The organism is Kitasatospora hibisci (genome assembly GCF_043950205.1).
Lineage (GTDB): Bacteria > Actinomycetota > Actinomycetes > Streptomycetales > Streptomycetaceae > Kitasatospora > Kitasatospora hibisci.
Window position 1 is genome coordinate 7,363,949 of sequence record NZ_CP171642.1, and the last position, 17,659, is coordinate 7,381,607.

At 73.1% G+C, this 17,659-nt stretch carries 13 protein-coding genes; 5 read left to right on the forward strand and 8 right to left on the reverse strand.

Annotated features, from left to right (window positions below; translation table 11 throughout):
- The first annotated feature begins 29 nt into the window (after nucleotides 1–29).
- The 5 genes from ACF9IK_RS32120 (at nucleotide 30) to ACF9IK_RS32140 (ending at nucleotide 7,211) form a co-directional block, all read left to right on the forward strand.
- Nucleotides 30–935: a PaaX family transcriptional regulator gene (locus tag ACF9IK_RS32120; protein ID WP_395297579.1), complete on the forward strand. Its 906-nt coding sequence runs from the start codon at nucleotides 30–32 to the stop codon at nucleotides 933–935.
- Between the two features lie 16 nt (nucleotides 936–951).
- Entirely contained in the window at nucleotides 952–2,565 is a 1,614-nt protein-coding gene (locus tag ACF9IK_RS32125) for an amidohydrolase (protein ID WP_395297580.1), read from the forward strand.
- 157 nt (nucleotides 2,566–2,722) lie between these two features.
- Nucleotides 2,723–3,391 (forward strand): cutinase family protein, encoded by a 669-nt coding sequence (locus ACF9IK_RS32130; protein WP_395297581.1) that lies wholly within the window; start codon nucleotides 2,723–2,725, stop codon nucleotides 3,389–3,391.
- 212 nt (nucleotides 3,392–3,603) lie between these two features.
- The gene (locus tag ACF9IK_RS32135) at nucleotides 3,604–6,084 is read left to right on the forward strand and encodes a penicillin acylase family protein (RefSeq protein ID WP_395297582.1); all 2,481 of its coding nucleotides are present in this window, start codon (nucleotides 3,604–3,606) and stop codon (nucleotides 6,082–6,084) included.
- Nucleotides 6,085–6,155: 71 nt separating this feature from the next.
- Nucleotides 6,156–7,211: an alpha/beta hydrolase gene (locus tag ACF9IK_RS32140; protein ID WP_395297583.1), complete on the forward strand. Its 1,056-nt coding sequence runs from the start codon at nucleotides 6,156–6,158 to the stop codon at nucleotides 7,209–7,211.
- A 38-nt stretch (nucleotides 7,212–7,249) separates the two neighbouring features.
- Here ACF9IK_RS32140 and ACF9IK_RS32145 read toward each other — a convergent pair whose 3' ends face one another.
- The 8 genes from ACF9IK_RS32145 to ACF9IK_RS32180 all read right to left on the reverse strand — a co-directional run bounded on the left by ACF9IK_RS32145 (nucleotide 7,250) and on the right by ACF9IK_RS32180 (nucleotide 17,326).
- Nucleotides 7,250–8,320, reverse strand: a complete 1,071-nt coding sequence (locus ACF9IK_RS32145) for a BTAD domain-containing putative transcriptional regulator (protein ID WP_395297584.1) — start codon at nucleotides 8,318–8,320, stop codon at nucleotides 7,250–7,252.
- 148 nt (nucleotides 8,321–8,468) lie between these two features.
- Complete coding sequence (locus tag ACF9IK_RS32150; RefSeq protein WP_395297585.1) at nucleotides 8,469–9,830, reverse strand: serine/threonine-protein kinase; 1,362 nt, start codon at nucleotides 9,828–9,830, stop codon at nucleotides 8,469–8,471.
- Nucleotides 9,831–9,837: 7 nt separating this feature from the next.
- Nucleotides 9,838–10,605, reverse strand: coding sequence for an FHA domain-containing protein (locus ACF9IK_RS32155; RefSeq protein WP_395297586.1), 768 nt, complete (start codon nucleotides 10,603–10,605; stop codon nucleotides 9,838–9,840).
- A gap of 307 nt (nucleotides 10,606–10,912) precedes the next feature.
- Complete coding sequence (locus ACF9IK_RS32160) at nucleotides 10,913–12,382, reverse strand: hypothetical protein (protein WP_395297587.1); 1,470 nt, start codon at nucleotides 12,380–12,382, stop codon at nucleotides 10,913–10,915.
- 11 nt (nucleotides 12,383–12,393) lie between these two features.
- Nucleotides 12,394–13,875 (reverse strand): peptidoglycan DD-metalloendopeptidase family protein, encoded by a 1,482-nt coding sequence (locus ACF9IK_RS32165; RefSeq protein WP_395298734.1) that lies wholly within the window; start codon nucleotides 13,873–13,875, stop codon nucleotides 12,394–12,396.
- A 62-nt stretch (nucleotides 13,876–13,937) separates the two neighbouring features.
- A complete protein-coding gene (locus ACF9IK_RS32170) occupies nucleotides 13,938–14,066 on the reverse strand; it encodes a hypothetical protein (protein ID WP_395297588.1) in 129 nt (42 codons plus the stop codon).
- Nucleotides 14,067–14,363: 297 nt separating this feature from the next.
- Nucleotides 14,364–14,783 carry a hypothetical protein gene (locus ACF9IK_RS32175; RefSeq protein ID WP_395297589.1) on the reverse strand — a complete coding sequence of 140 codons (420 nt, stop codon included), beginning with the start codon at nucleotides 14,781–14,783 and terminating at the stop codon, nucleotides 14,364–14,366.
- 407 nt (nucleotides 14,784–15,190) lie between these two features.
- Entirely contained in the window at nucleotides 15,191–17,326 is a 2,136-nt protein-coding gene (locus ACF9IK_RS32180; RefSeq protein WP_395297590.1) for a SpoIIE family protein phosphatase, read from the reverse strand.
- Between the last annotated feature and the right edge of the window lie 333 nt (nucleotides 17,327–17,659).

Here is a 17,659-nt window from a genome sequence, read left to right on the forward strand (position 1 = left end):
CGCGAGGCCACGACGGGAGGAGGGTCGCCATGCCGGAGAACGCGCCACGCCCCAGCTCCCTGATCCACACGATCTACGGCGAGTTCGTGCGGCGGCTCGGCGGCTGGATCTCGATAGCCGACCTGATCGCGCTGATGGCCGAACTGGACGTCGACGCACCCGCCGTCCGGTCGGCGATCTCGCGGCTGAAGAAGGCCGGCACCCTGCTGCAGGAGCGGCGCGCGGGCACCGGCTACCGGCTGAGCCCGGCGATGGGCCCCGTCTTCGACGAGGGCGACCGCCGGATCTTCCACAGCCTGGCGCCCGCCGAGCTCGCCGACGGCTGGGTGGTCGCGGTCTTCTCGGTCCCCGAGTCGGAGCGGGCCAGCCGCCACCAGCTGCGGTCGCGGCTGGGCTGGCTCGGCTTCGGCAACGCCGCCCCCGGGGTCTGGCTGGCGCCCGCCCGGGTGCTGCCGGACGCCCGGCGGCTGCTGGAGCGACTCGGGCTGAGCGCGTACGTCCACCTGTTCCTGTCCGAGTACGCGGGTTTCGCCGAACTGCGGTCGGCGGTCGGATCCTGGTGGGACTTCCCGGCGATCGAGGCGCAGTACGCCGAGTTCACCCAGGTCTGGGGGCAGGTGGCCGCCGGCCTGCGCCCGCACGCGCACGCGCCGATCGATCCGGTCGAGGCGTTCCGCGCGTACGTTCCGATGCTCACCCAGTGGCGCCGGCTGCCCTACCTGGACCCGGGGTTGCCGGCGCCGCTGCTGCCGCCGGAGTGGAACGCCGTAGCGGCCCGCGCGGTCTTCACCGAACTGCACGGTCTGCTCGCCGAACCCGGTCTCCGGCACGTCGAGCAGCTCACCGGCCTGTCCCGCCGGGCGCTCGACGCCCAGCCCCAGCCGGCGCCGGATCCCCGTCCGTCGGCCCATCCGCCGCCCGACCGGACGCCGTGACCGAGGAGATACCGCCGTGACCGACCACGCCCCCGCCGACCTGCTGATCCGGTCCCGCGCCGTCCACACGCTCGTCCCCGGCGAGGCTCCACGTCGTGCGCTGGCCGTCACCGGCGACCGGATCACCGCGCTGTCCGCCGCGGCCGACGGCCTGGACCACCTGATCGGCCCGGGGACGGAGGTGCTGGACCTGCCCGGCGCCTCCGTGCTGCCCGCCTTCGACGACACCCACACCCACCTGATCCTCGCCGCACACAGCGTCCACGACGTACCGGTCCACCGGGCCCGCGACCTCGGCGAGTTCCTCGGCCTGATCCGTGAGCGGGCGGCGAACACACCCCCCGGGCAGTGGATCCGCACCACGATCAACTGGCAGGAGGTCAACCTCGCCGAACAGCGCCTGCCCCGCACCGAGGAGTTGGACGCGGCCACCGACCGGCACCCGGTGCTGGTGCGGCGCGGCGCCTACAACATGGTCCTCAACACGCCCGCGCTGCGACTGGCCGGCATCACCGGTGCGACCGAGCCTCCGCCCGGCGGCGTGATCGAGCGGGACGAGCAGGGCCGGCTGACCGGCCGGCTGGTCGACAAGGCGGTCGCACTGGCGGAACGGGTACTGCCGCGCCCCGCGCTCGCCGATCGCATCGACGGCCTGCGGGCCGCGTCCGCCGACTACGCCGCGACCGGGATCGGCACCGTCCGCGACTGCCTCGTCCCGGTGGAGGACCTCGACGTGCTCGGTGCGGCCCGCCAGGCCGGTGCGCTGAGCGTGCGGGTGCGCGCCCTGGTCTCCGGCTTCGGGGCCCGCACGCCCGCGCAGGTGGACGAACTGCTCGACCGGATGGAGCCCCGGCGCGCCGAGGGCGACGCGTGGTTGAGCGTGTGGGGCGTCAAGTTCGGCATCGACGGCGGCATCGAGGCGGGCGCCCTGGACGAACCGTACGAAGGCCGCCCGTGCTACCACGGCACCCTGCTCTGGGAGCCGGAGGAGCTGGCCGCCGCGGTCGACCGGGTGGTCGCGCGCGGCTGGCGGGTCGGCGTGCACGCCTGGGGGGACCGCGGCCTCCGCACGTTGCTGGACGTCTTCGAGCAGGTGCTCAAGGACCGCCCCGGCCTGGCCCCGGGCACCCTGGTGGTCGAGCACGGCGGCCTGGCCAGGCCCGACCAGCGAGCGCGTGCGATCGCGCTCGGCATCCCGGTCACCGTCCAGCACCCGCTGCTGCACGACGCGGCGACGGCCCAGATCCGGGCCTGGGGCGCCGAGCGGGTGCGCGGCATCTTCCCGCTGCGGGAGTGGCTGGACGAGGGCGCGCTGCTGGCGGCCGGCTCGGACTTCCCCGTCGGGCCGTACGGGGCGATGGTCTCGGTCTGGGGTATGACGACCCGGCAGACCGTGGCGGGCGCACAGGGCGCCGAGCACGCGATCACCCGGGCCGAGGCGATCGCGCTGCACACCGTCGACGCGGCCCGCCTGCTCGGCGAGAGCGGCACCCGCGGGAGCCTGCGCCCCGGCGCGCTGGCGGACCTCACCCTCTGGCCCGCCGACCCGCTGACCTGCCCGCCCGACGAGCTGGCCGAGCTGCGGCCGCTCCGCACCGTCCTCGGCGGCCGGACGGTCCACCGGACCTGACGGCCGTCCGGCCACGGCCGGGCCGCCGGCGCGCATGCGCTGATCCGCGACTTCATCGGGCTGTCATCGGCCGCTGTCACCGTCGTCCGGTGATCTCGGCCGACCGCGTGCCGCACCGGAGAGCGGGCGCGTGGGCCGACTGCGTTGGGAGGAACGAATGCGAGCACGACGGATCGCGGCCGCGGCAGCCGGAATCCTGCTGACGGTCGGGCTGACAGCGGCACAGGGGGCCACGGCACAGGGGGCCACCGCGCGCGTGACGGCTCCGTGCGAGGGCACCTACACGATCGTCGTCGGGGGCACCGGCAGCTCGTGGAACAACGACGGGTTCACCGGCAACATCCAGCAGCACGTCGGGTATCCCACCCAGATCCCCAACGGTGCCAGCACGCGGGCCGGCGTCAACGAGCTGAACCGGCTGGTCCGCGACCAGCGGGCCGCGTGCCCGGGCCAGCACGTCAAGATGGCCGGGTACTCGCTGGGAGCCGGGGTGGTGCACGTCTGGGTCACCGAGAACTGGCAGACCTTCGACAACGTCAACGCCATCCTCGTCTCGGACCCCAAGCGCCAGGGCCCGCCCGGGGCCAACGGCGGGGCCGTGCCGTTCGGCGGAATCATCGGGGCTCCGCTCGCCGGTGCCGACAGGTTCTTCGGCAACGTGCCCGTCAAGACGATCTGCCACTGGGACTACGTCTGCGACGAGTCCGCCGGCATCTGGACCTACCCGTACAACCACGTCCACAACTACCCCGAAGACTTCAACATGGACCACCACAACGACAGTGCCAACGAGGTCTGGTACAACGGCGCCTGGTACCCCGCGTAGGCAGTGAACGCCCGTCGGCCGGGCCCGTGGCCGCAGTCCTGCACCGCCTGTCGACGGCCGGGAACGTCCGGCCGCCGACAGGCGGTGAGCCGTTTCCGCCGCCGTGCAGCTCTGCCGCCCCGGGGTGCGACGCTTCATCGGGATGTCATCGGCCCTCCCTAGCCTGGCCGTGTTCAGTCAAACGACCGGACCGCAGGGGGAAGGACGACTCGATGGCACGGAGCAGACTCGAAGCGAGGCTGCCGATCGCGGTCATGGCCGCGATGGCACTGATGAGCACGGTGGCGGCGGCCGGGACACCGGCCGCCGGGGGCCCGGCCGCCGTACGGGGGCCGGCGCCGGACCGGCCGACGATCCGGTACACCGAGTACGGGATCCCGCACATCATCGCCTCGACCCTGGAGGGCCTGGGCGAGGGGTACGGATACGCGGCGGCCAAGGACAACATCTGCACCCTGGCCGACACCTACCTGATGGTCAGCGCCCAGCGGTCCCGCTACCTGGGGGCCGACGGCAGGGCGAGCCCCGGCCAGAACCAGAACAGCACCAGCAATCTCAACAGCGACCTGTACTTCCAGCGGATGAACGACGACCGGGTGGTGGAGCGACTGCTCGACCAGCCCGCCCCCAACGGGCCGGAGCCGGAGGTCAAGGAGGCCATCCGCGGCTATGTCCGGGGGTACAACAGGTACCTGGCCGAGACCGGCGTGAACAACCTCTCCGACCCGGCCTGCCGGGGCGCGGCCTGGGTGCGGCCGATCACCGAGCTGGACGTCTACCGGCACGCGCACGCCGAGATCATCATGGGCAGCGCCGATCCGCTGCTGGACGGCGAGGTGAACGCCGCGCCCCCGGGAGCCGCCGCCGCGCCGTCCGCCGCCGCGCCGGCGGTCTCCCCGGAGGAGACCGCGGCGAAGATCCGCGAGGCCATGGCCGCGAGCCGGCAACAGGGCAGCATGGGCAGCAACGCCCTGGCGGTCGGGTCGCAGGGCCTGGCCGCGGGCACCGGCACCAGCATGCTGCTGGCCAACCCGCACTTCCCGTGGCAGGGCAAGAACCGGATGTGGCAGAGCCAGCTGACGATCCCGGGGAAGATGAACGTCTCCGGGGCCAGCCTGCTCGGACTCCCCGCGGTGAACATCGGGCACACCGACGACGTCGCCTGGAGTCACACCGTCGCCACGGTCGCCCCGTTCGGGCTGTTCGACGTGCAGGTGGACCCGCTGCACCCGACCAACTACCTGGTGGACGGCGCCTGGCAGCAGATGACCTCGCAGCAGGTCGGCGTCGACGTGCTGAATCCGGACGGCTCCCTCGGCAGGGTCACCAGGACGCTGTGGTCCACCCGCTACGGTCCGGTCACCACCTCCGTGCTCGGCGTCGCGCTGCCCTGGGTGGTGAGTGCGCACGCGGTGCGCGACGCGAACATGGACAACCTGCGGGCCCTGAACACCTGGTTCCACCTCGACCAGGCCAAGGACGTCGACGACGTGGTGAGCACGCTGGAGACCACGCAGGGCGTGCCGTTCTTCAACACCGTCGCCTCCGACCGCAAGGGCAACGCGCTGTACGCGGACATCCAGGCCGCCCCGAACATCACCGACGCGCACGCGCAGTCCTGCCTCACCCTGACCGGCCAGGTGCTGTTCAACCAGCAACTGCGGCTGCCCAACGTGCCGCCGGTCTCCGTCTTCGACGGCAAGCGCAGCGAGTGCGACTGGCCGGACGACCCGAATGCCGTCGCACCGGGACTGCTGGACCCGCACAAGCAGCCGCGCCTGATCCGGTCCGACTTCGTGGGCAACGCCAACGACAGCGCCTGGCTGGCCAACCCCGAGCAGCCGCTGTCCTTTCCCCGGGTGATGGGCGACACCGCGGCGCCCCGCTCGCTGCGCACCCAGGAGCTGATCCTGACCGCGCAGAACCGGATCAGCGGCAGCGACGGCCTGCCTGGCCGGGGTTTCACCCCGGAGGCCATGCGGCAGTTGCTGTTCGCCGACAACAGCAGGGCGGCCGACCTGGCCCTCAACGCCACGGTGAGCATGTGCCGCAGCCAGCCCTTCGGGCTCGTCCTGGTGGACGGCAACCTGGTCAACGTGAGCGAGGCCTGCCCGATCCTGGCCGCCTGGAACCACAAGTACACCGCGGACAGCCGAGGGTCCTGGCTGTTCGAGAACTTCTGGTACCTCCTGACCAACGGCCAGGCGATCGAGAAGCTGCCGTGGCGGGTTCCCTTCGACCCCAAGGACCCCGTGCACACGCCCAACTCGCTGGACCCCGGGAGCTCCGCCGTCCGTGACGCGCTCGGCCGGGCGGTCCTCGCGCTGCGCAACGCGGGCGTTCCGCTGAACGCGCCGCTGTCGGACGTCCAGAAGATCACCCGCAACGCCGAGCAGATCCCGATCCACGGGGCGATCCACGAAATGGGCGTGCTGAACGTGGTCACTCCCGGAACGGTCGACGGAAGGCTGGACATCACCTTCGGCTCCAGCTTCGTCCAGGAGACGCGGTTCACCGCCGACGGCCCGCCGCAGGCCGCCTCGCTGCTGGCCTACTCCCAGTCCGCCGACCCGAACTCGCCGCACCACTCGGACCAGACCAAGCTGTTCTCGGCCGGCCAGTGGGTGACCGAACGCTACACCGAGGAGCAGATCGCGGCCTCACCGGCGCTGGAGATCAAGGTCCTGGACTGATGCTCTCGCTCCGCGCAACGACGACACCGACGAGAGGGAACACCGTGACGAGGACATGGAGCCGGTGGCGCATGGTGGTGGCCCTGCTGGCCGCCGTCCTGGCGACGGCCACGACGGCGGGTACGGCACGGGCCGCCGGCGGCACCGGGGCGCCGCCGCCGATGGCGAACGGGTTCGGCCTGACCCAGGTCGAACCCGCCGTGGGCGGTCCGACCAACTTCTACCTCACCGTGACCACTCCCGAGGTCACGGGCCGGCACCACATCAAGATCATCCTGCCGGGCGGGTACTACGACGACCCGACCAGGCGCTACCCCGTGCTGTACTTCCTGCACGGCTCACCCGACGACCCCGTCCAGCAGAACTACCCGGCGCTGACCATGTCCGACTCGATGATCACCGTCATCCCGGACGGCGGTGCCCGGGGCTGGTACGCCAACTGGCTCGACCAGAACACCCTGCTCGGAGCCCAGAACTGGGAGAACTTCCACCTCCGGCAGGTGGTCCCGTTCATCGACGCGAACCTGCGGACCGTCGCCGCCAAGAAGGCCAGGGCCGTCGCGGGCGTCTCGATGGGCGGCTTCGGGGCCCTCCACTACGCCCAGGACCACCCCGAGCTGTTCAGCCAGACCGCGTCACTGTCGGGAGACATCGATCTGTCGGCCGACTCCATGGACCTGCGGCTGGCCGTCGTCGCCTCCCTCATCGACGCACAGGGCGCGCTCTGCGGCTCGTCCTCCGGATTCTGCGGCGACCCCGCGAACGACCCGTACAAGCCCGGCGTGGACAGCGACGCCCTGTTCGGCTCGCCCTACCCGGTCTTCAACGTGGACTGGCGGTGGAACGCGGCCGACCCGTCCCAGCACATGGACAAACTCGCCGGAGTCGGGGTCTCCATCTACGTGGGCAACGGACGCGGCGTGCCGACCGACCTGGAGTTCTGGCTCGAAGGCGCGTCCAAGCACGTCAAGGACCGGATGGACGCCCTGGGCATGTCCTACCACTACGTCGACTACGGCGACGGCTCCGGCTGGGGCACCCAGTGCAACGGCGGCCACAACGCCGGCTGCTGGGAACAGGACCTCCGGGACCTGATCCCCCGGCTCGAACGGGCCTTCGCTTCCTGAGCGTGACCCAGGGCCTGTCCCGTGGACCGGCCCGGGCGTCACCGCGTGGCTGCGGTCAGGCCCGGGCCGACCTCGTCCCCGCTCAGGATCAGCCGGTGCGTCTGCCGCAGCAGCCGACTCGGCGCGACCCCCAGGTCGTCGGCCAGCCGGCGGCGGGCGCGGTCGAACACGGTCAGCGCCTCGGCCTGTCGGCCACTCCGGTACAGCGCACGCATCAGCATCGCGGCCACCGGCTCGTTCAGGGGGTGCTCCGCAGCCAGGGCGAACAGCTCGGCGGTCGCCTCGGCGCACCGGCCCAGTCGCAGCTGCCACTCCAGCTTCCGCTGGGTGACGGCGATCCTGCGCTCGGCGAGCCGCAGCCGCTCCAACTCGGCCAGCGGGCCGGGCAGCCCGGCGAGGAGCTCGCCGCGGAACAGGTCCAGGGCCCGGGCACAGAGGCGGACCGCCTCGGTCGGGTCGCCCGCCCGATGGGCGGCCCCGGCTTCGGTGACCAGGCGCTCCATGCGCGCCAGGTCCACCTCGACCGCACCCGGTACCAGCCGGTAGCCGCACCGGGCGTGCTCGATCACCGAGTCCGGGCTGTCCCCGATGCGCAGGGTCTTGCGGAGGCGGTAGATGTGGACCGGTACCACGTTCGTGACCGGCTGGTCCGACCCCCAGACGCCGTCCAGCAGTTCCTGCTGGCTGACGGTCCGCCCCGCGTGCAGCGCCAGTGCTGCCAGCACGGCTTGCTGGCGCAGGTGCCCCAGGTCCAGGGACCGCCCGCCCCACCGGGCCTGCAGCGGTCCGAGTACGGAGATCTGCACCTTCGGCCCGGCCGCCGGGCCGGCGGTGCTGCGCGGAACCGGGCCCGCCGCCTGTGAGCGGGGGCCGCAGCCGGGGGAGACCACTCCGCAGTCGAAGGCGTGGACGATGGCGGCGGCGCGGTCGCGCAGCCCGAGCTTCCCGAGGATCCGCGCGACGTGCCCGGCCACGGCCTCCTCGGAGATCGCGAGGGCGGTGGCGATCTCGTCGTCCCGCAGGCCGCAGCCGACCGCGTGGAGCACGTCGCGCTCGTGGGGACCGAGCGCGGCGGCGTTCGGCCGGCGGGTGGTGGCGGTCGTCGGCATCGCTGCTCCCTGGACTCCGGGCCGGCCGGTCCGGCGGACGCCGTCGACGGTAGTGACGGGCGCCCCGGGCCCGTAATCCGGAACGATCCGGAGGAGGGCGCACGGCGGTTCCCGCCGTGGACGCCCGGTCAGGACCGCGGGCAGCCGGTCAGGGGCAGTGGACGAGGGCGGGGTGGTCCTTGGTGCGGACGGCGGGGAGCCAGGCGGTGGTGGGGCCGGGGAGGTGGACGCGGTACCAGAGGGTGGAGGAGCGGTCCTCTTCGTCGATGACGGGGAGGCCGGTGGGGAGTTGGCAGTCGGCGTCGAGGAGGTCGTCGTGCCAGACGCGGGTGGGAACGACGTTCTCGGCGGTGTAGGGGCGAAGGGGGTCGACGGCGAGGCCGAGGCTGCACCGGGGGTCGCGGTCGGCGCGGTCCTGGCAGCTGCGTTCGGCGTTGAAGACCCTGATGCGGGTGGGGTGTTCGGCCGGGCCGGAGTGCGGCCGCAACACGGCGACGGCGACCGCGGCCGCGGCGCAGGCGGCGAGGGCGAGCACGACGGTGCGCGGTCGGGGGTGACGGGTGCGGCGGCCGGACCGGTGGGCGCGGATCCGGGCGAGCAGGCTCTCGGCGGTGTACGGGGCGCGGGCGGCGTGGGTGGGGGCGAGGCAGTCGGCGGCGAGGGCGCGCCAGAACGGGGGGACCTCGGGGGCCAGTCGCAGCGCGGCGCGGCCCTGGGCGTACTGCTGGGCGGCGGCGCTGCGGGCGGTGGGGGTGGCGCCGGGGAAGGGCGGGACACCGGCGGCGAACACCTCGTGGATCACGATGCCGAGCGCCCAGATGTCGGCGGTGGGACGGATCTTGACGCCGTGTTCGCCGAGCGGCTCCCTCCAGCGCTCCGGCGGGAGGTAGTCGGGGGTGCCCATGGGGGCGGAGTGGCCGTGGGTGCCGGTGAGTTCGATGGCGAGGCCGAAGTCGGAGAGGCGGACCTCGCCGTCCTCGGCGATGAGGACGTTCTCTGGCTTGAGGTCGGTGTGGACCCAGCCGGAGCGGTGCAGGTGGGCCAGGCCCTCGCAGATGCCGGCGATGATCCGGGCGCCCCGGTCCTCGTCGACGCCGGTGGCGAGCAGGTCGCGCAGCGTGCCCCGGGCCCGTTCCATCACCAGGACGGTCGCGCCGTCGAGCGCGGGGTGGCCGGGGGAGTCCAGGGCGAGGGTGTCGAGCAGGCGGACCAGCCGAGGGTGCGGGGCGGTGCGGGCCAACTCGGCCTCGCGGCGCGCGGCGTCGGCGACCTGGCGGGCCTGGCGGGGGGCGAGTCCGGCGGTCGGCAGCACCTTGAGGGCCACGGTGTCGTCCACGCCGGCCGTGTTGTCCGAGCCGTCGGCACGAGTGGTGTCCTCGGCCCGGCGGGCGGCGTAGACGGTGGCCCATCCCCCTTCGCCGATCGGCTCGGTGACGATCCAGTCGCCGATCCGGTGGCCGGCGGGCAGCAGTTCCTGTCCGGACCCGCGGAAGGCCGGAACGTGCACCATCGGGCCCCTACCCCCGGGGCCCGGCGGCTTCGGGGCGCGGCAGGAGTGCCAGGTGCTCCTCGCGAACGATGCCGAACTTCAGGGCGAGTCCCACGACGGCCTCGCGCTTGCCGCTGCGGCGGTCCGCGCGGCCCGCGTCGTCGGGCAGGTCGATGCGGAGCTTCTCGTCGGCGAGGTAGTCGAGGTGCGAACTGACCGCGCGGGCGGTGAGCCGGGCGCAGACGGGGTGGTCGCGCAGCCGCGCGACCACCTGGGGGGTGGTGGGCACGGCGGCGGGGGAGCGGTCACGCAGCCACGGCTCGCAGAGCGCGACCAGGACCAGGAAGTAGGTGGCGGTCTCGTCCAGCGAGTACGCCGTCATGGTGCGGCTCTCCCAGGAGCCGCCACCGCGGGCCTGCGGGTCCAGGTAGACGTGGTCGGGCGCGAACACCTGGAAGGACAGCGGCGTCTCACGCCGTGAGGGCAGCACCACGCGGGAGAACTCGAACGGGATCGGCGCGCCGATGCGCCGTGGCGGCACCCGCAGGTACTCGCCGGCGCCCTCCGGGTTCTCCACCAGATAGGCGTGGGTGCTGCTGAGGTTGCTCAACTGCCAGTGGTCGTCGGTCGCGTGGATCTCGCCGGCGAGGCGGGAGACCGTCTCGTCGCCGAGTCGGAGCTCCACCGGCGTGCCGGCGGAGCCGCGGCCGAAGCGCACCCGCTCCCCCGGACCGAGCCGCAAGGTCACCGCGTCCTCGCCGTTCCCCTCCGGCAGGTGGACGAGAATCCCGCTCACCGTTCCTCCGTCCCGCGCACCGCTTCCCCGTTCGCCTGCCGATCGTTGTCGGACGGACGGAACGTTACCTCCTTGGGCATGACAATAAACCGTATGGTGGCGCAGGCCACGCGACGGTGAAGCAGGGGAACGCGCGTGCGGAGGGTCAGCGCATCGGCGCCCTCGGGTGCGGCAACGGCGCCGGCCGGCCGCCGCCCACGGCGGTACGGCCCGCGAGCGGGAGCACGCGTGCTCCCGCTCCGGCAGCCCGCAGCGGGCTGTGCCCGCTGATCGGGGACATCGTCGCCCTCCAGGAGTTCCGGTGCGGTCAGGGGACGGCGGGTCCGGCGGTGGTGTTCAGCCAGGTCCAGTCGGACCAGGTGGAGAATCCGGTCTGCCACTTGTGGTGGACGCCGGCGCTGCTGGTGCCGAAGACCTCGATCCGGCCGTCGGCGTTGGCGGTGGCGACGGTCTCGGTGCCGGCGCCGCCGAAGGTGTCCCACGGGCCGTAGGGCGCGTTGACGCCGGTCTGCCAGGTGTGCTGCGCGGTGCTGCCGTTGATGGCGAACACCTCCACCCGCCCGTCGGGCGAACGCTCACTGGTGAGTTGGGAGTCGGCGGGTCCGCCGGCGGGTTCCCAGTCGGACCAGGTGGTGGGGTTGGTCTGGTACTTGTGGAAGACGCCTGCGGGTCCGGAGGCGAGGACTTCGAGGCGGCCGTCCTGGTTGTGGTCGACGGTGAGGTCGTGGCCGCCGCCGCCGAAGGTCTCCCAGGTGGACCAGGCGCCGTTGACGGCGGTCTGCCATTGGTGTTGGAAGGTGGTGGTGTTGAGGGCGAAGACTTCGAGGCGGCCGTCGGGGGCCTTGCCGAGTGAGATGCGGCTGTCGGCGGGGCCGCCGCCGGCGGGTTCCCAGTCGGACCAGCCGCTGTTGGGTGCGGTCTGGTACTTGTGGAAGATGCCGGCGGGTCCGGAGGCGAAGACTTCGAGGCGGCCGTCCTGGTTGGAGCCGGCGGCGATGGAGTGGCCGCCGCCGCCGAAGGTCTCCCAGTCGGACCAGGTGCCGGAGGGCTGGAGCTGGTAGCGGTGCTGGAAGGTGGTGCCGTTGATGGCGAACATCTCCAGGCGGCCGTCGGGGTTCGGGCCGATCGCCAACTCGGCGCCGCCGGGGCCGCCCAGGGGTTCCCAGTCCGACCAGGCACCGCTCACGGCGGTCTGCCAGGCGTGCGAGACGCCGTCGGCACCGGCTGCGAACACCTCCAGCCGGCCGTCCGCCGAACGCGCCGACACCACCTTCCCGGACTGCGCCGGATACACCAACGGCGCCGGTCCGGGCTCGTGGTGGCCGTGCCGGTCCGCGGCGGCGCGCGCCGCGTCCAGGTACCGCAGGTGGGCACCCGCGTTGTAGGTCGACCAGGGCTGCCAGTTGGTGCCGCCGTTGGAGATGCGGAAGGTCTCGTCGGCGTTGCACTGGGCGTCGTAGGCGCAGGCGTCGGTGACCTCGGGATGCCAGTAGTCGTTGATCTCCCACAGGCCGCGGTCGGTGGACGGCGGGGTGTTGTTCTGGACGTTGGACGCCAGCGGGTTGCAGCTGGACTCGGCCATGCCGACGGCGATCGCGGTCACCAGGGCGTCGCCCCGGAACCCCGCGTTGTAGCCGACCTCGGCGCACAGGTCGATGCCGGTGGCGGCCGGTGCGGGCGTGGCGCCGACCACCAGGCCCGCCGCCACGCCCAGTGCGGCGCATGCGGACAGCAGGACCCGGTGGGACGCCCGGCGGGCAGGTTGTGTGCTGGTCACGTGGTCGCTCCTCAACTGACGGCGGGTCCGGCGGTGGTGTTCAGCCAGGTCCAGTCGGACCAGGTGGAGAATCCGGTCTGCCACTTGTGGTGGACGCCGGCGCTGCTGGTGCCGAAGACCTCGATCCGGCCGTCGGCGTTGGCGGTGGCGATGATCTCGGTGCCGGCGCCGCCGAAGGTGTCCCACGGGCCGTAGGGGGCGTTCAGGTTGGTCTGCCAGGTGTGCTGCGCGGTGCTGCCGTTGATGGCGAACACCTCCACGCGGCCGTCCGCGGTGGGCTGGCTGGTGAGTTGGGAGTCGGCGGGTCCGCCGGCGGGTTCCCAGTCGGACCAGGTGGTGGGGTTGGTCTGGTACTTGTGGAAGACGCCTGCGGGTCCGGAGGCGAGGACTTCGAGGCGGCCGTCCTGGTTGTGGTCGACGGTGAGGTCGTGGCCGCCGCCGCCGAAGGTCTCCCAGGTGGACCAGGCGCCGTTGACGGCGGTCTGCCATTGGTGTTGGAAGGTGGTGGTGTTGAGGGCGAAGACTTCGAGGCGGCCGTCGGGGGCCTTGCCGAGTGAGATGCGGCTGTCGGCGGGGCCGCCGCCGGCGGGTTCCCAGTCGGACCAGCCGCTGTTGGGTGCGGTCTGGTACTTGTGGAAGATGCCGGCGGGTCCGGAGGCGAAGACTTCGAGGCGGCCGTCCTGGTTGGAGCCGGCGGCGATGGAGTGGCCGCCGCCGCCGAAGGTCTCCCAGTCGGACCAGGTGCCGGAGGGCTGGAGCTGGTAGCGGTGCTGGAAGGTGGTGCCGTTGATGGCGAACATCTCCAGGCGGCCGTCGGGGTTCGGGCCGATCGCCAACTCGGCGCCGCCGGGGCCGCCCAGGGGTTCCCAGTCCGACCAGGCACCGCTCACGGCGGTCTGCCAGGCGTGCGAGACGCCGTCGGCACCGGCCGCGAACACCTCCAGCCGGCCGTCCGCCGAACGCGCCGACACCACCTTCCCGGACTGCGCCGGATACACCAACGGGGCGGGGCGCGGACCGGTTCCCGGGGTGCAGGGCATGGTGATCCCGCGCTCCGCCAGGTAGGGGATCGGGTCGGTACGCACGGTCGCGTCCGGGTCGGCCCAGACCCGCAGGTGCAGGTGCGGCCCGCTGGAGGTGCCCTCGCTGCCCATCTGCGCGATCGGCTGACCGGCCGTCACGTGGTCGCCGGTGGCGACGTCCCGCTCGCGCATGTGCCCGTACTCGGTGATGGTCCCGTCCGGGTGCAGGATGCGGATCCACTGGCCGTAGCCCTGCGCCGCGCCGGAGACCAGTACCCGGCCGTCGCCGACCGCGTAGATCGGGGTGCCGTAGTCGTTGGCGATGTCGATGCCGTTGTGCTCCGGGGTGTAGCCCTGGGAGATGTAGCCGGCCGCCGGGCAGGACGCCGCGAATCCGTCGGCCGCTGCAGGGGTGGCCGAGGCGGGGGCGGCCGGCAGGGTGACCGGCAGCAGCAGGGTGACCGCGGCCATGGCCAGGCGCGCGGCCCGGCGGGAGGTGCGACGGGTGAAGGAGGGGAACACCGGGCCGCCCCTCACGCCTTGCACGGACGGCCGACGGTGCCGCCGGGCGCCGACGGGCCCGCGGCGCCCGGTTCCGGTGCGGCGACGAACCCGCCGGGGGAGTTCGGGACGCTGCTGCGGGTGGGGTGGTGCGCGGTCAACGTGACCTCCTGCGGGCGTGACGGCCACCTGTCCGGACCGCCGGGGAGTGGGGCGGTTGGGACGGTAGCCACGCACCGCACGGCACAGAACCCGGAACCATCCGGACTGACAGGGGCTCACCGGCCGAGGAGACTGTCGTCCTCCGGACGGGGCTGTGCAGGGCACGCCGGACGGCGGCGGGAATGCGTGGTCGGCACATGCGTGGTCAGCAGGAGTCGACGGACCGGCCCCGCCCCGGCAGAGGCGGGCCTGAACGGCCGGGGACCCGTAGGGCGGGGTCAGCCGCCCGCCGGGGGTCAGCGCCGTGCGGCGGCCTTGTCCAGGTCGGCGGTGAACCTTGCGAACTCCTTCCGCCAAGCGAGGCGAACGTTCATCCGGGTGGGTTCGTCGTGCCCGGGGAGGGCGAACGGGAAGGAGCTCCAGAGCAGTCGGCGGCGGACCGTGCCCATCCGGCGGGCCGTTTCGTCCCGGTCGAAGCTGTAGACGAGGTCGCCCGGCCGCTGCCCTATGCCCCTGGTCTTGACCTGGTGGAAGTGGACGGACCGCGCGGTCGCGGTGACGAAGTAGGTGTCGGCGTCGAGGCCGCCGCCGAGGCAGGAGAGCCATGGGCTGTCGTCGAGGAACACGCCGAAGACGGTGAGCGGGGGATCGGTCGGATCCATCTCAAGCACCGTCTGCTCGACCTGCTTGATCGTGGCGTCCTTGCGCACTGCCATCCGTCCGTCCTCCCGTCCCGGTCGGCCCGGCGTCGGGGCCGGCCCTGTCCGTGACCGATCGGGCGCCGACTGCCGCCCGGGGTGGCCGGGCGCATCCCGTGCCCCGGCCGTGGCCCAACGTAGGGGCTGCGGGGGGCGGAGTGGATGACGGTCGGCACCGAAAGACTTGGGAGGTCCGGGACCTCTCGGTCCCGAGGGGTCGGTCCGGTGACCGGTGGCGGAGGGCGCCGGGGAGAGCCTGCGGGCGGTCCCGGTGCGCGTCGGCCCGTCGGCCCGCGTCACCGACGCGTGGCGGGGAACCGTGAGGCTGCGCCGGACGGAGGTGACGCAGGGCGGCGGCCGGGGCCGAGCCGTCGGCGGCCGAGCGGATTCACGAGTGGCCGCACGGGTGAACGGTCGTCAGATGCTCAACCCGCCAGTGGGAATTCGCACCAGACGTTCTTGCCGCTGCCGAGCGGCTCCACACCCCAGTTCCCGGCGAGGGCGTCCACCAGCAGCAGGCCACGGCCCGAGGTGGCGGTCTCGCCGGGGGCCCGACGGTGAGGCAGGGCGCTGGAGCGGTCCTGGATCTCCAGCCGGATGCAGGGGGTGCTCCCGGTCCGCAGTTCCATGGTGAGCAGGGCGCCCCCGTCGGTGTGCACCAGGGCGTTGGTGATCAGTTCGTCCGCAGTCAGTTCGACGTCGGACAGCAGGTCCGTCGCGCCCCACGCGGCCAGGGCCTGGCGGAGCACGGCCCTGGTCTGAGCCAGCCCTTCCGGATCGGCCTGGTGGACGTGCTGGGTCAGCTGCCTGGTGGCGTGGGCGCCGGGTACGGCTGCGCGGTGCAGCAGCAGGAGGGCCATGTCGTCGCTGCTGCCGAGGCGGTTCGGGTGGCCGCCGCAGAGGTGGTCGGCGAGCGCCTCGGTGTCGGTCGGCCCGGCGCGCATGGCGGCGGCGAGGTCCTCGATGCCGTCCGCGATGTCCCGGCCGGGGTGCTCGACCATGCCGTCGGTGCACAGGAGCAGGGTGTCCGAGGGAGCGAGGTCGAGGCGGGTCTCGGGGTAACCGTCCTGGCCGAACACCGTGGCCACGCCGAGCGGCAGACCACCGCGGACGCTGGCCCAGCCGGTGCGGCCGGTGCTGTGCCGCACGAGTGGTTCGAGGTGGCCGGCCCGGACCAGGCGCAGTGTGCCGGTCTCCAGGTCGGCGTCGACGTAGATACAGGTCGCGGACCGCTCGGTGTCGAGCTCGGCGAGGAACCCGGAAGCGCGGGCCATGACCGTCGCGGGAGCGTGCCCCTCGGTTGCGTAGGCCCGCAGGGCTATCCTCAACTGACCCATGACGGCGGCCGCGTGGCTGTCGTGCCCCTCCACGTCGCCGACCACGAGACCCACCCGCCGACCGGGCAGAGGGATGACGTCGTACCAGTCTCCGCCCACCTCGCGTCCGCTGCGGCCGGCGCGGTAGCGGACGGCCACCTCGCCGCCGTCGATCTCGGGGATGCGGCGCGGCAGCATGGTGGTCTGCAGCGTGGTCGCGAATTCGCGTTCCTGGTCGAAGAGCATGGCGCGTTGCAGGGACTGCGCGACGGCGCTGCTGAGCGCGATGCAGATGTTGCGGTCCTCGGTGCTGAAGTGGTGCCTGTCCCGGTAGAACAGGCCCATGGCGCCGATGGAGCGGGCCTGCGCGGCCAGGGGCAGGAAGGCCGCGGCCTCGATCCCCATCTCCTCGGCGTAGGGCAGCAGGCGGGGGTAGCGGGTGGTGAGCTCCTCCCGGGTGCTGACGAAGCGCGCGTGCCGGGTGAGCACGGCCTCGGACAGCGGCAGCCCGTCCTCCAGGTGGGTCAGCGAGAGGTCGTCCTGGGCCCTGAGCTCCGCCGACGGCTGCTCGGTCACGGCGACGAGGCGCATGACGTCCCCGTCCACCAGCCCGAGGGCCAGCCCGTCCGCGCCGAAGCGTCGCAGCCCTTCGCTGTCGGTCAGCACGTTGGTCACGTCGCGGACGGTGATGGCGCGGGCGAGGGCTTCGGTGGTGGCGCGTACGGAGTCGGTCTGGCGGCGGCGGTCGGCGGCGAGCGTCCGCATCCCCTCGGCGTGGGCCAGCTCCTCCTCGGCGTTGCGGACGATGCCGACGATGCGGTAGGGGTGCGCCTGCGGGTCGCGCAGGATGCGTCCCTGCGTGTGCGCCCAGCGCAGGGACCCGTCGCGGCAGACGATGCGGAAGTACGACGCGAAGGTCAGGTGCCCCTCCCGCAGCGCGAGGGACACGGCCTGGTCGAGCCGCTCGCTGTCCGTCGGGAGCACCCTGGCGGACAGCGACGCGGGCACTCCGTCGAACTCGTCGGCCCGTAGGTCGAACACCTCCAGGCCCACGTCGTCGAGGTGGTAGGTGCCGCTGTCGAGGTCCCAGTCGAAGCTGCCCATGCCGTTGAGCGCCAGCCGGTCGTTGGCCGCGGTCGGCTCGGTGTCACCGGAGGAGCGTGGCGACGGCGAAGACGCGCGGGCGGACACGGGGCGGGTGGTTCCGGGGCCGTGGCCGCCCGGAGACCTGGACGTGTTCGCCATGGCAGGGCTCCCGTCCGATCGATGGCCCGCTGCCGGATCATCCGCGACGGGCATGCCGCCGCCGTGCGATCACGGAGTGTGGCGTGCACGTGCGAGGACGACGCGCCTGGGTGCTCCGTCGCCCGCGTCGGTCCGGTCCCGGAACACCTGGTCAGTCTATCCACGGGTCGACGGCTCGGCACCGATGCGAGCCGCGGTTCAGGCCCTCCCGGCCGCACCCGGGCGGGTTCCCCCGCCGACGGCGCTCGGCCCTGACGGCCGGAGCGTTCCTCGCGTCGGCGTACCGGCTGGTGTGCTTCGGGCACGGAGCGCCATCGCGCTCGTCCGGCCGGG

Excerpts from the sequence above, each read along its gene's own strand:
- ACF9IK_RS32120 (WP_395297579.1), top strand. The coding sequence starts at position 30 with ATGCCGGAGAACGCGCCACGCCCCAGCTCCCTGATCCACACGATCTAC.
- ACF9IK_RS32180 (WP_395297590.1), bottom strand. The coding sequence starts at position 17,326 with ATGGCGAACACGTCCAGGTCTCCGGGCGGCCACGGCCCCGGAACCACC.
- ACF9IK_RS32130 (WP_395297581.1), top strand. The coding sequence starts at position 2,723 with ATGCGAGCACGACGGATCGCGGCCGCGGCAGCCGGAATCCTGCTGACG.
- ACF9IK_RS32145 (WP_395297584.1), bottom strand. The coding sequence starts at position 8,320 with ATGCCGACGACCGCCACCACCCGCCGGCCGAACGCCGCCGCGCTCGGT.
- ACF9IK_RS32165 (WP_395298734.1), bottom strand. The coding sequence starts at position 13,875 with ATGGCCGCGGTCACCCTGCTGCTGCCGGTCACCCTGCCGGCCGCCCCC.
- ACF9IK_RS32175 (WP_395297589.1), bottom strand. The coding sequence starts at position 14,783 with ATGGCAGTGCGCAAGGACGCCACGATCAAGCAGGTCGAGCAGACGGTG.
- ACF9IK_RS32140 (WP_395297583.1), top strand. The coding sequence starts at position 6,156 with ATGGTGGTGGCCCTGCTGGCCGCCGTCCTGGCGACGGCCACGACGGCG.
- ACF9IK_RS32150 (WP_395297585.1), bottom strand. The coding sequence starts at position 9,830 with ATGGTGCACGTTCCGGCCTTCCGCGGGTCCGGACAGGAACTGCTGCCC.
- ACF9IK_RS32135 (WP_395297582.1), top strand. The coding sequence starts at position 3,604 with ATGGCACGGAGCAGACTCGAAGCGAGGCTGCCGATCGCGGTCATGGCC.